Source organism: Streptomyces sp. KR55 (assembly GCF_052245645.1).
Lineage (GTDB): Bacteria > Actinomycetota > Actinomycetes > Streptomycetales > Streptomycetaceae > Streptomyces > Streptomyces flavusporus.
Genome location: NZ_JBQQCE010000007.1, coordinates 24,544 through 36,352, shown reverse-complemented (window position 1 = coordinate 36,352; position 11,809 = coordinate 24,544). Strand labels below are relative to the sequence as shown.

Annotated in this window: 10 protein-coding genes and 2 pseudogenes; 6 read left to right on the top strand and 6 right to left on the bottom strand. The window is 68.3% G+C overall.

Going from position 1 to position 11,809, the window contains the following annotated elements; translation table 11 throughout:
* Window positions 1–91 precede the first annotated feature (91 nt).
* Window positions 92–1,033 carry a 2-dehydropantoate 2-reductase gene (locus ACTWQJ_RS02060; RefSeq protein WP_443304885.1) on the bottom strand — a complete coding sequence of 314 codons (942 nt, stop codon included), beginning with the start codon at window positions 1,031–1,033 and terminating at the stop codon, window positions 92–94.
* A gap of 110 nt (window positions 1,034–1,143) precedes the next feature.
* Between ACTWQJ_RS02060 and ACTWQJ_RS02055 the strand changes: the two are divergent.
* Window positions 1,144–1,365, top strand: a pseudogene (locus tag ACTWQJ_RS02055) (MarR family transcriptional regulator); the annotation flags it as partial.
* Window positions 1,366–1,376: 11 nt separating this feature from the next.
* Here the strand turns inward: ACTWQJ_RS02055 and ACTWQJ_RS02050 are convergent.
* Entirely contained in the window at window positions 1,377–2,153 is a 777-nt protein-coding gene (locus ACTWQJ_RS02050) for a GNAT family N-acetyltransferase (RefSeq protein WP_443304883.1), read from the bottom strand.
* 175 nt (window positions 2,154–2,328) lie between these two features.
* Between ACTWQJ_RS02050 and ACTWQJ_RS02045 the strand changes: the two genes are divergently transcribed.
* Both ACTWQJ_RS02045 and ACTWQJ_RS02040 read left to right on the top strand, forming a co-directional pair.
* Window positions 2,329–2,709 (top strand): nuclear transport factor 2 family protein, encoded by a 381-nt coding sequence (locus ACTWQJ_RS02045; RefSeq protein WP_385517158.1) that lies wholly within the window; start codon window positions 2,329–2,331, stop codon window positions 2,707–2,709.
* 69 nt (window positions 2,710–2,778) lie between these two features.
* Complete coding sequence (locus ACTWQJ_RS02040; RefSeq protein WP_443304882.1) at window positions 2,779–3,750, top strand: quinone oxidoreductase family protein; 972 nt, start codon at window positions 2,779–2,781, stop codon at window positions 3,748–3,750.
* A 162-nt stretch (window positions 3,751–3,912) separates the two neighbouring features.
* On the opposite strand, the pseudogene ACTWQJ_RS02035 reads toward ACTWQJ_RS02040, so the two are convergent.
* The 3 genes and pseudogenes from ACTWQJ_RS02035 to ACTWQJ_RS02025 all read right to left on the bottom strand — a co-directional run.
* Window positions 3,913–4,909 (bottom strand): annotated as a pseudogene (locus ACTWQJ_RS02035) (ABC transporter permease); the annotation flags it as partial.
* Between the two features lie 177 nt (window positions 4,910–5,086).
* Window positions 5,087–6,811, bottom strand: a complete 1,725-nt coding sequence (locus tag ACTWQJ_RS02030) for a dolichyl-phosphate-mannose--protein mannosyltransferase (protein ID WP_443304881.1) — start codon at window positions 6,809–6,811, stop codon at window positions 5,087–5,089.
* 469 nt (window positions 6,812–7,280) lie between these two features.
* Window positions 7,281–7,787 carry a SigE family RNA polymerase sigma factor gene (locus ACTWQJ_RS02025; RefSeq protein WP_443304880.1) on the bottom strand — a complete coding sequence of 169 codons (507 nt, stop codon included), beginning with the start codon at window positions 7,785–7,787 and terminating at the stop codon, window positions 7,281–7,283.
* 491 nt (window positions 7,788–8,278) lie between these two features.
* Here ACTWQJ_RS02025 and ACTWQJ_RS02020 point away from each other — a divergent pair, with 491 nt between their 5' ends.
* The 3 genes from ACTWQJ_RS02020 to ACTWQJ_RS02010 all read left to right on the top strand — a co-directional run bounded on the left by ACTWQJ_RS02020 (window position 8,279) and on the right by ACTWQJ_RS02010 (window position 10,776).
* Window positions 8,279–8,869: a hypothetical protein gene (locus tag ACTWQJ_RS02020; RefSeq protein ID WP_443304879.1), complete on the top strand. Its 591-nt coding sequence runs from the start codon at window positions 8,279–8,281 to the stop codon at window positions 8,867–8,869.
* Window positions 8,870–9,050: 181 nt separating this feature from the next.
* Window positions 9,051–9,572, top strand: a complete 522-nt coding sequence (locus tag ACTWQJ_RS02015; protein ID WP_443304878.1) for a hypothetical protein — start codon at window positions 9,051–9,053, stop codon at window positions 9,570–9,572.
* Window positions 9,573–10,107: 535 nt separating this feature from the next.
* Window positions 10,108–10,776: a peptide deformylase gene (locus ACTWQJ_RS02010; protein WP_443304877.1), complete on the top strand. Its 669-nt coding sequence runs from the start codon at window positions 10,108–10,110 to the stop codon at window positions 10,774–10,776.
* A 41-nt stretch (window positions 10,777–10,817) separates the two neighbouring features.
* On the opposite strand, the gene ACTWQJ_RS02005 is transcribed toward ACTWQJ_RS02010, so the two are convergent.
* A complete protein-coding gene (locus ACTWQJ_RS02005) occupies window positions 10,818–11,765 on the bottom strand; it encodes a helix-turn-helix domain-containing protein (RefSeq protein WP_443304876.1) in 948 nt (315 codons plus the stop codon).
* Window positions 11,766–11,809: the final 44 nt, after the last annotated feature.

The following is an 11,809-nucleotide window of genomic DNA, read 5'->3' as shown; positions in this document are numbered from 1 at the left end:
GCCGTCCTCGTTGATGAGGAGGGCCAGGAGAGCTGCCGGCTCGGCGCCGACTTGGGTACAAGCCCCCCTGGCGGCGCCGGGGAACGGGCGTTCACGCAGCGGAGCGTACCTGGGTACCACCGTCGGCCTTCGTCTTCTGGGGGCTCAGGGCGTGGAGCAAGGCCGTCATGGCACGGTTCAGGGGGACGTCGATCCCGTGGGTCTCGGCGTGCCTGACCACGGCCCCGTTGAGCGCTTCCCATTCCAGCGCGTTGCCCGCGAGCCGGTCGTACAGCATCGATGTGCCGTTTCCCTCGCTGAACTCGCCCATGAACGCCAGCGTCTGCTCCACGTCGGCCTCGGTGAGTTCGGCCCCGACCTCGACGGCCACCGCGAGCGTCTCGCGCATGAGGCCCGCGGCCAGCTCGAGAATCATGGAGTCCTGCATCACTTCCATACGGCGCAGGGTGAGAGCCGTCAGAGGATTCACCGCGGCGTTGAGCATGAGTTTGCGCCAGGCGGCCGTGGTCAGATCCTTCTGCGGACGTACCTTCATCCCGCTGCCGCGGAACAGCCGCACCAGTCGTTCGGCCTCGGGCCCGGCCGGGACGTCGATACTGTTGCCGTAGCCGAGACGGACACGCCCCGGCGCCTGACGCTCGGCCTGGATGTACACCAGTGACGGCAGGACGGTCGTTCCGGGGGCCAGGCCGTGTACGCCGTCGGCCTGGTCGACGCCGTTCTGCAGCACGACGACGGTGGTGTCCTGGTCGCACAGCGCGGCAAGCCATCGCGCGGTGCCGACGGTGTCGAAGGACTTCACCGCCAGCAGAACCCAGTTCACCGGCTTCACATCGTGGAGATCGGTGACCACACGTACGGGCACGCGCTCCTCGCCGCCGGAGGTGTGTATCACCAGCTCGTCGAACGGGGTCCTCACACATAGCGAGACGTCGTGTCCGGCCTTGTGCATGGCCCACGCGAACACACCTCCTACCGCTCCCGCGCCGATCACGGCCACTGATTGGCGGGCACGGCTCTCTGTAGACGTCATGGGTCTCTCCATGTCTCACATACGTGTCGATGGCGACAGAACCAGTCGGCTGTCGACTGCGGCGATGACAGGTGTTTGATTCATGCTACATGTATATGCAGAGTGGGCTTATGCATAAGCGGGTTATGGATACCGATGTCCCGGTCGAGAACCTGATCATCGCCGTGGAGCAGATGGTCCGCTACATGCGCCACCACTCCGTCGCCGGCGGCCTCAGCACGGCCGCCTCGTCCGCGCTCGGCAGGCTGATCCGGGAGGGGCCGTGCCGTCTGACCGACCTCGCACGGTCCGAGGCGGTCTCCCAGCCCAATATGACCCAGCTCGTGACCCGTGACGTCGTCCCTCAGGCCGCGAAAGAGGCCCAGAACTCCGTGGTGCGGAAGCCGACTTGCTCGAAGAGCGGCACCGCTTCGTCGCTGGAGTGGAGATACGCTGTGCGCGCCCCGGCAGCCCCCGCGTCCCGCAGGACCGCCTCGGTGACCGCCCGGCCCAGCCCGCGTCGCCGGTACTCGGGCAGAGTGCCGATGCCGGCGAGCCCGACATGCCGTCCGGTGAGGATCGCCAGCCCCGCCGCCGCGGGTACGCCGTCCACTTCGGCGACGTACGCGCGGACGAAGGACTGCCCGAGGACGAGAGGCGTGTAGAGGCTGGTGATGACCGCGGGCGGGGCGCCGAACGCGGCGCCGAGGACCGCGGCGAAGGTCTCGTACTCGTCGTCCCGCAGCGGCCGTACGGACGCGGCCGCCCCGCCGGACTCCAACCCGACCGAACCGCTCTCCAACTGCAGCAGCATGAAGGGCTGCGAGGTGAGCGTGGCGAGCCCGTGGGCGGCGGCGAGATCGACGATCTCCGCTCCCGGCTCGCCCCGCAGCCGGATACTCCAGGGAAGTCCCTGGACGTGCGCCTCGGCCTTCTCGCTGAGCAGGCCGATCTCCGCCTTGTCCGGTGCGGGAGCGATGCTCGTGATCCCGTTCAGCGCGGGAATCTGCGAGCCGGTGATCGTCAGTAGAGCACCACCGGGACCGCGCTCACGAAAGCCGTTCGGAAGAACCCCGGCAAGTGCCTCCACCGCCGCCTGAAAGGCCCCAGCGGCCTGGGAAACCACATCGTTGTCGGTCATACGTGTGAGTATAGCGCGCGAGAAACGTGTGAGGTGTGTACGGTTTCGACGTCGGACGCGCCCTGTTTGAATGCACCCGAGGAGCAGAATTTTCTGGACTTGCTGGTCCAAAAAATTCTTCCTACGCTCGACGACATCCGAACACACACAGACAACGACCCTGGAGGCCCTTGACATGGCTGCCACCGACAACGACGCACTCGTCCGCGACTTCGTGAACACCTTCAACACACAGGATGCCGACGCCCTCGCCCCGTTCCTGGCCGACGACGTCGTCTTCACCGCCTACGGCGACTCACCGGTCAAGGGCCGCGACGCGGTCATCGCCCTGTGGAAGGGCGTCTTCGCGAACTTCGCACAGATCAAGTTCGAGACCGTGCACCAGGCGGTGAACGGTGACGTCGTCATCGCCGAACAGATCCACGGACTCGCCCTGCCCGGCGGGAAGCTCGCCCCGGTGATGAACATGGCGATCTACGAGCTCCGCGACGGCAGGATCGCGGCCTGGCGCGACTACACCAACCCCGCCTACGCATCCACCCTGCTGCAGGCCTGAGCGGACCAGTCTCTCCGATTGCATCCGCCGGTCATCCGGCGGTCGTACCGACAGAAAGAGGTGTGCGCCATGCGCGCTGTAGTAGTGGAAGAGCTGGGCGGACCGGAAGTACTCCAGCTGAAGGAATGGCCCGACCCCGAGCCAGGGCCGGGCGAACTGGTGGTGGACGTCGACTTCTCCGGTGTCAACTTCATGGACACCGGCACCCGTACCGGATTCGCAGTGCCCGGCAACCCGCCCTTCGTCCCCGGGGTCGAGGGCGCCGGCCGGGTCACCGCCATCGGTGAGGGCGTCAGCGGCTTCGCGATTGGCGACCGGGTGGCCTGGGTCTCCGTCTACGGCAGTTACGCCGAGAGGATCGCGGTCCCCGCCGCCCAGGCCGTCCCGGTCCCGGACGACATCCCCAGCGACGTCGCTGCCGCAACGATGATGCAGGGCCTCACCGCGCACCACTTCGTCACCGAGTCCGCACCCCTGGCCGAGGGCGAGACCGCGCTCGTGCACTCCGCCGCCGGCGGTGTGGGGCGCATCGTCACCCAACTGCTCAAGCTGCGCGGCGCACGCGTGATCGGCCTGGTCTCCCGCGAGGAGAAGGTCCAGGCCGCGAAGGCGGCGGGTGCGGACGAGGTCCTCGTCTCCTCGGGCGGTGACTTCGTGGACCGGGTCAAGGACCTGACCGACGGCGAGGGCGTACACGCGGTCTTCGACGGCGGCGGTGCCACCACGTTCTGGCCCTCGATCGAGGCCCTGCGACGGGTCGGGACGCTGGTCTACTACGGCCCGCTGATCGGCGACATCCCCACGGTGCGGCTGCTCGACCTGCCCAAGAGCATCAGGGTCACCTACGCAGTGTTCGCGGACCACATCCACAACCGGGAGCTGCTGCTCAAGCACGCCGGAGACCTGTTCGACAAGATCCGCGAGGGCAAGCTGCGGATCGACATCACCGAACGCTACCCGCTGGGCGCCGCCGAGCAGGCACACGCCGACATCGAATCGCGGCGCACCTCCGGCAAGCTCCTGCTCGATCCGAGCCTTTGAGCCGGCCACAGAAACACCGGACAACGTCGCACGACGGCACGACGATTCCCCTGGAGAGCCCCCGGGGAAGAACTACAGCAGGTGACATCCCGCCGGCCGGGACGAATCGATTGCGCGGAGGCCCCGGCCCCCTCCGGCTCGATGCCGATGCTCCGGGCCGCCTCAGACGGCGGCCGGCGCCTCGGTCGGAGGCAGCTCGGAGGCGCGTACGGGGCGGGGTACAGGCCCGCGGCCATGCCGACGGTGACCGCCCCCAGGAAGCCGGCGACGAGTGCGAGGGGCGGGAACACCACGGGCCAGGACTGGGACACGGCGTACCCCACCGTGGCCACCGCTCCGAGAACGGTTCCGGCACAGCCCCCAGCGCGGACAGGGCCACCGACTCCGCCAGGAACTGCCCCCTGATCTGGCCGCGACTGGCCCCCAGCGCCCGGCGCAGACCGATCTCGCGGCGCCGCTCCAGCACCGAGACGACCATGGTGTTGACCACGCCCACGCCGCCCACGAGGAGGGCGACACCCGCAAGCCCGAGAAGGAGGACCGACAACGTCTGCTGGGTGGCGCGCTTGGCGGCCAGGGCGTCCGACGGACGGCTGACCTGGACCAGGCCCGGCAACTGCGGATGGAGGGTCGCGGGCAGTGCGGCGCGCACCGCCTCGATCTGCGGCTCGCGGGCCGTCACGTAGACGACGGTGGGGTGGCCGTCGAAGCCGAGCTGGTCGCGGGCCGCGTCCCAGCCGACCAGGACGGCGGTGCCGAGGTCGGAGGCGAGCGGCAGGGGGTCGAGGATGCCGACGACGGTGAACCAGTGGCCGTCGATGTAGACCTGCCTGGACTCCTGACCGGTGCGCACCCGGTCGAAACCGAGGCGGGAAGCGGCGCGGAAGCCCAGGACCACGATCGGGAAGCGTGCCGTGGTCGGGGAGGGGAACGATCCCGAGCGGACGGTCCCATGGACCGCCCCGAGCAGGTTGGTGCGAGCGGCCAGGACGCTGATGCCGGACGCGTCGGCCGGGGCGGCGCGGTCGGAACGCAGGACGGTCTTGTGGGTGTTGGCCACGGCGCTCGCGCTGGTCACCGGACCGATGCGGGCGGCCATGGCGTCCGCGCCGGTGGGGAGGACCACCGGGGGAGATCGGCCTGTTTGGGGTCGTCGTCGGCGAGCACAACATACGCACACATGTGGCCATCGTAGAAAGCGCGGAAGTCCACACCCTGCTGCTGCCGCGAAAGTCGGCAAGAGGGCACCGGACGACGACAGGAACACAACACCTTCCTGACATTCGGCCGCAAACCTGATGTCGCCCAGGTCGCCCGCACGTACCTGCGGCCGGGCTCAGATCCAGGTGTCGAGCCACATCCTGGCGCGCCAGTCGGCATACGGGATCGTCTGCCCGGTGTAGATCGGGAAGAGGTAGATGAAGTTCCAGGCGATGAGCAGGACCAGCACGCCTGCGGTCACCGCACCTCGTGTGCGGCGCTTGTCAGTCGCTCCCGGCGGCCCCAGCAGGGCTCCCAGCATCATCGTGACGGCCAGGCACAGGTACGGCACGAAGGCGACCGCGTAGAAGGAGAAGATCGTGCGGTCCTGGTACAGGAACCAGGGCAGATACCCGGCACCCACCGCACACAGGACGGCGCCGGAGCGCCAGTCGCGGCGCAGCGCCCATCGGTAGAGCAGGTACACGAGTGCGCAGCATGCCGACCACCACAGGAGCGGTGTTCCCAGGGCGAGGATCGCCTGTGAGCAGTCGGCCGTCGTGTGGCAGCCGTCCGTCCCGGGTTTCGGTGACTCGTAGTGGAACAGCACAGGGCGGCCCAGAACCAGCCAACTCCAGGGGCTCGACTCGTACTTGTGGGGAGTGTGCAGTCCCACGTTGAACCGGTAGACGCCGTACTCGTAGTGCCACAGGCTGCGCAGCGGGGCCGGGATCCAGGACCAGGTGCCGCCGTGGCCGTCCGCCCAGTGGCGTCCGTAGCCCTTGTCGGACAGGAACCAGCCGGTCCATGTCGCCAGATACGTCACGACGGCGACCGGAACCAGGGACAGCACCGACCAGCCGAGGTCCTTGCGCAGCACCGCCCGGTAGGGGCGGCATGCCCCGGCGACGCGGCGGGAGCCGACGTCCCACAGCAGGGTGAGGGTCACGAAGAAGGCGAGGAAGTACAGGCCGTTCCATTTGGTCGAGGCCGCCAGTCCCAGGAAGAGGCCGGCTGCGAGCCGCCAGGGACGCACTCCCGTCCCGGCATGGTCGCCGGTGTGTGCGTCCGGGCGTATGTGGCCGTCCTCGTCGACCGGCAGGGCTGCCGCGAGCCGGGCTCGTGCGTGGTCCCGGTCGATGAGCAGACATCCGAACGCCGCCAGCACGAAGAACATGACGACGAGGTCGAGCAGAGCGGTCCGGCTCATCACGTAGTGCAGGCCGTCCAGAGCCATCAGCGCTCCGGCCAGGCAACCCAACAGTGTCGAGCGGAACAGGCGGCGCCCTATGCGGCACAGCATCAGCACCGACAACGTGCCGAGGACCGCGGTCATGAAGCGCCAGCCGAACGGGTTGAGGTCGAACATCCACTCGCCGAGGGCGATCACCCACTTGCCCGTCGGCGGATGTGCGACGAAGGCGCCGGTGTCGGAGAGCGGGATCACCTGGGGATCGGCGAGGATCTGCGGGTCGGCGATCTTGCGGTCCGGCCAGGTGCCCTCGTAACCGAGCTGCAGCAGGGACCAGGCGTCCTTGGCGTAGTACGTCTCGTCGAACACAACCGCCCGCGGGCTGCCCAGACGCCAAAACCGCAACAGCCCGGCCAGCAGCGCCACCAGCAGCGGCCCGCCCCATCCAGACCAGCGCGCCAGCCGGCCCGCCATTGCCGGGGAGAGGCCGAGCGTGCGCCACAGCCGTGACCCGGGCTCGGGAAACGGCACGACCAGGCGGTCGCGCATGGACGTACGCGGCCGCTCCACGTACCCGAACCGGCGCAGCCGCCGCTCCCAGGAGACCGCCTGGGGCTTCGCCGCCTGCTGAGGCTCGTCGGCCAGCGCGGGTGCGTTCTCATGGATCACGTAGTGAGCTTTCAATTCGTGGAGAGCAGGACAAGCGGGGATCAGCTGACCGGCGGGCGGTCGTAGTCACGCCGGCTCAGTCAGCCCTCACTGATCGGGACCCCTTGAACCCGGCCAAGTGGCTACCTGGGTGGTGGTTGAGGTCCGTGTCGGCATCGGCACCCCCTTGGCAGTGGAGGCGGGGCGGGCCGTCGACGGCATCGGGACCGACTCGGCGGAGGTGACGGGACGTGGCTGAGGACCGTTAGACCCGCCCTGAGCGAAAAGGCTCGCCAGGAGCAGCAGTCCGACGCCAAGTCCGGCAATGGTCAGCACGGATCCGGTGGCCATCCAGGCCGTCCGGGCCCGCCGTCGGGCGCGAACGCCAGCTCGCAATCGAGATCGATGCCGCTCCTCGTACGGCACGTCCTCCTGGCTGTCAAGCATCATGCGTGCCAGCTCCTGCTCGAAGTGATCCATGGCTCCCTCTTCACTCCACCGGCTTGACTGCCTCAGCCAGAAGCCGCCGCAACCGTGCAACGCCGCGTGCCGTGAGCGAACGGGCGGTACCCACCGGACACCCCAGCACCTCCGCGACATGCCGCTCGGGCAGGTCCTGGTAGTAACGCAGCACCACCGCAGCCCGCTGCCGCGCCGGCAACAACGCCAACATGGCCTCCAACCGGGTCCGCTCATCCACGGCGGCGGTCTCGTCCCCCACCCCGGGCGGGTCGGGCAGCTGGTCGACAGGGTGCTCGCCCCACCAGCGACGCCGCGCCGAGCGCGCCGCGGCACGGACCAGGACCCTGCGCACATAGGCCTCGGGCGCCTGCTCGGCCACCTTCGGCCACGCAAACCACAGCTTGACCAGCGCCTCCTGCAGCAGATCCTCCGCCCGGTGCCGGTCTCCACCGGTGAGCAGCCGCGCCAGATGAAGCAACGCCGACCACCGAGCCGCCAGGAACCGGTCGAACTCATCGGCCCGCAACTGCCCCATCAGCGTCGCCCCCTTACCTCCCTGCCGAGTACGTCGGCCTCTACCGCACGACCGCGGACACGCCCCTGTCATCTACAACAAAGACACTGGCCCCTACCCTGCTATGCACCCCCGCCATGTGGCGTGGATCACACACACGTGATCCTGGCGGTGCTCACGACGCGATCCAAAAACGCTGGTCTGCCCGGCTCGTCACTCAGCGGCGGACATTGGCTGCCACATCGCGGACCCCATCGGTGAGGGCCAGTTGGAGTGGGCCGTCGATGCCTACGTCCGGCCGCGGGGCTTCCTCGCGCTGGCCGGTACGCCCTACCGGCGCGAGGTCGTGGTCGCCACGTAGGACCTGGAGTATCCGGTCGCTTCTGCGTCTGCGGCACCCGGTGAAGGCGGTGCTGGGGCGGGACCTGAACACATTGCGGTATCTGGACGGTGTGGGGAGGTTCGACGTCGACACAACGAGGTGACGACGCGGCGGATCAGTTCGTGAGGAGGTGGGCGCGGCCGAACATGGACGCGGCGGCTCGCGCCGTTGGCGTGCCGGAGTCCAGATCTGGGAAGGCACCCAGGCCGGCGGCGGCCCGTTCAACGCGTTCGACATCTCCAATGTCCCGGTGGCGGTCACGATGTTCCCGGCCGAGATCTACCCCGCGCCGCGGAGCTGGGGCGAGCGGGCCTACGGCAACCTCATCCACTGGAACGAGGTCGACAGGGGAGGCCACTTCGCCGCCTGGGAACAGCCGCAACTGCTGTCCATAGCCGGTGCGCTGCATGTGGTGAAGGTCTATGAGCTTGCGGCCGTGTGTGAGTACCTGGGACTGGAACCTCAGAAGCCCCATGAAGATCCATTCAAGAGCAAGATCATCTATGTGCGGGCGCGGCTGCAGAGCAAGACCCTGCCCGAGCTTGTGGACATCGCGCGGCGCGTGATCAGCGAGTACGGCGACGACGACCTTCAGGCCCTGGTCCACACACTCGGCGCCCACGGCGTCGACGGGGAGATGAAGAATCTCATCTTCGCCGCCGATGGCCCAAACCGCAGATCGTGCTGCCGGACTCCATCAGCAACACCGTCCGCATCGTGAAGAACGATCAGTACTGCCTCGTGTACGACCAACCCTGGAAGACCACAGACTGAGCTGGGCAGACCTGGTGGCATGGTGGGTGGGCCGACACTCCGAGCCCGCGGATGATCCAACGCGGGCGCGCATCTCGCTACGAGAGCGACTGCGTCGCTCGCTGGGTGACAACGGTGCCGAACTGCTGGTGTTCGACACCTACATCAAGCTCGGCTTCGGCCTTCCCGCGCTCATCCCCCAGATCTATCTCCGCTACGACCCCTACAGCCTCACTGAGCTGAACGGCGTCAGCCGTCTTACCCGCCAGCGGATGGACTTCCTGCTGCTGATGAACCAACGCGCCCGGGCGGTAATCGAGGTCGACGGCATTCAGCACTGCTCCCGCGAGAGCGACCAGGCGGCGAAGCAGCAGTCAGTCAGCGCCCGGCCGGCTGCCCCCCGAACGCTACGCGGCAATGGTGGCGGAGGACCGCCAGCTCACGCTGCAGAGTTACGAGGTCTACCGCATCGGCGGCCACGAGAGCTGGGCGACCACGCCGCCGGGGAATCGATGCTCACCGACTTCTTCACACGCCTTCTCAGCCGCCACGGCCACCTGAGCCTAGAGAAGGATCCCTTCAGGCATGTGCGTCTACCGCGTCTCCTGCGGGGTCGCGAGCCCTTCACTGTGGCCGGTCCCAAGACGACGCCCGCCACCCTGCCGGGCTGACGATGATGAGCAGTCAAGCCTCCGATGCCGGGAAGCCCCCAAAACCGAGCCGGACGAAACAGCCGCCTACGGCGACAGCCCCGGTGAGTGATCGAGGCGGTGGTGGCGCCGGACCGGTCAAAAAGCCAGAGGCGCGCCGGTACCCGCTTATCGCCCAACACCTCCCCGGCCCTTTTCACGGCGTCCTCGCCGCCGATGCTCCTCAGCCCGGCCCGTCCCCTGACCGTCCTGTCCTCGTGGCCGCCCAGCCCCAGCAGATTGCTCACAGAAGGATGCTTGGGAGTCAACGGCCCGGGCGCGACGGAGACCAAGTACGCCTTGGCCAGGTGCTCGACGGCCACAGCCATGTGACGCGAACCCGGTCCCCGAAAACCAGTACTTCCGGCACTACCGGCCCTGACCTGCACAGGCAGCTGGCGACGCAGCATCTGAACCCCATGTGGGCCTGGCTCATCATCATGGAATGTCGGTCTTGCGGCACATGTCTGCCCAGCGACATCGCGCATGTGTCCTTCCTCACTCCTTGAACGGTCGTGTGAACCCCGCACCGGCCCGGCTCCGGTTATCAGGCATGGGAAGCAATGAACTCACCGACAAGGTGGCTCAACTCATTGAAAAGCCGGGGCCGTTGAGCATCGTCCAGGCTGGCGATCCGGTGCTCCGGAAGAAGACCGCTTCCTACGACGGGCAGCTCGACGACGACATGCTGCAGCATCTGATCGCCAGGATGCGCGAGACGATGGAGCAGATCCACGGAGCTGTCGGACTGGCCGCGCCGCAGGTCGGGCTGCCGCTGCGGCTTGCGGTGCTGTCGACACCCGCAGAGTTCTCCGCCCGGTTGATCGAGCGCGGGCAACAGCCCGTGCCGTTCACCGTGCTGGTCAACCCTTCGTACAAGGCTGTCGGACGACCGCGGAGGGCGAGCTTCGAAGGGTGCCTGAGCGTGGACGGCTGGCAGGCCGTGGTGACTCGTCCCGACCGGATCAGGCTGACTCGCGAGGACGAGGCGGGACAGCGTCATGTGGAAGAGCATGCCGGGCTCGGGGCGCGGATCATGCAGCATGAGACCGACCACCTCGACGGGATGCTCTACCTTGACCGCGCCGAGCTGCGATCCCTGTCCACGACGGAGCAGGCAGTGGTGCGGTGGGGTGCCAACGGTCTGGTTGACGCCGCCAAGCAGCTCGGCTTCCCGCTGCCGTAACGGACCTCTGAGACAAGGGAGGTGAACCGGGGCCCGCCCTCTCAGAGCCAGCCGCGGCGGGCGGCCTGCCAGGCGAGCTGCATGCGGGTCCCGGCCCCGGCACGTGTCATCAGACTCTGGATGCGGTGCTGGACGGTCCTTCGGCTGAGGCCCATCTGCGAGGCGATGGCCTTGTCGGCGACTCCCGCGACCAGCAGGGACAGCAGTTTGCCGTCGGCCGGTGACAGGGAGGGATGTGTCGCGGCGTCGTCCGTGGCCAAGTCGTCGCCTGCCTCGGAGAGGTGCAGGGGGACGACGTTCTCCCAGTAGCTCTCGAACAGGGCGACCAGGGCGTCGAGCAGGCTGCTGTCCCTGACCAGTGCGGTGGTCGGTTGGTCGGGGCTGCCCTGAGGGCCGCCGGGCACGAGCGGGAAGATGCCGACGGACCGGTCGGCGATGGCGAGGCGGAGGGGCAGCCACGGGACGGCGCGGGCAATATCCCCGGCCCGTACACCCGCCACCACGTTTTCGACGGCCCCCTCGTCGTCGAAGAAGGCCTTCTCGTACAGCACGCGGTAGCGGACACCCCGGGCGAGGGCCTCGAACTCCTCCGTATTGCTGCCGGAGGGCATGGCCACGTACTGGGCGCGGCAGAACCAGAGCATCTCCTCACGGGCGTTGACCTGGATTTGTCTCAACCGCTGACGCAGGGCCTCCGCCCCGGTGATGACCTCCAGCAACTGCCCCGCGTCGTGGCGGCGCGCGGTCTCCCGGTACGTCTCCAGCAGCCGGTCCGCCTCCGCCCGTGCCATGTCCAGTGCGTCGGCGGTGTGCTTGATGCGGGGGATAAGGGCCACGTCCGGGGGAACGGCCCGGAACACCCGAGGTGTGCCGTCGATGTGGCTGGCCAGCCCCTGGCGCACGAGGGATTCGAGCACACGTGTGCTCCCGGCTCCGTCGACGCCGGTGCGCCGGGAGATGTCGTCGGCGGTCGCTCCGCCCGCCGTCACGAGAAACCGGTAGTCGGCCTCCTGTTCCGGCGAGACTCCCGCGG

Coding starts and splice junctions, on each gene's coding strand:
- ACTWQJ_RS02060 (WP_443304885.1), bottom strand. CDS start 1,033: ATGACGTCTACAGAGAGCCGTGCCCGCCAATCAGTGGCCGTGATCGGC.
- ACTWQJ_RS02050 (WP_443304883.1), bottom strand. CDS start 2,153: ATGACCGACAACGATGTGGTTTCCCAGGCCGCTGGGGCCTTTCAGGCG.
- ACTWQJ_RS02045 (WP_385517158.1), top strand. CDS start 2,329: ATGGCTGCCACCGACAACGACGCACTCGTCCGCGACTTCGTGAACACC.
- ACTWQJ_RS02040 (WP_443304882.1), top strand. CDS start 2,779: ATGCGCGCTGTAGTAGTGGAAGAGCTGGGCGGACCGGAAGTACTCCAG.
- ACTWQJ_RS02025 (WP_443304880.1), bottom strand. CDS start 7,787: ATGGGGCAGTTGCGGGCCGATGAGTTCGACCGGTTCCTGGCGGCTCGG.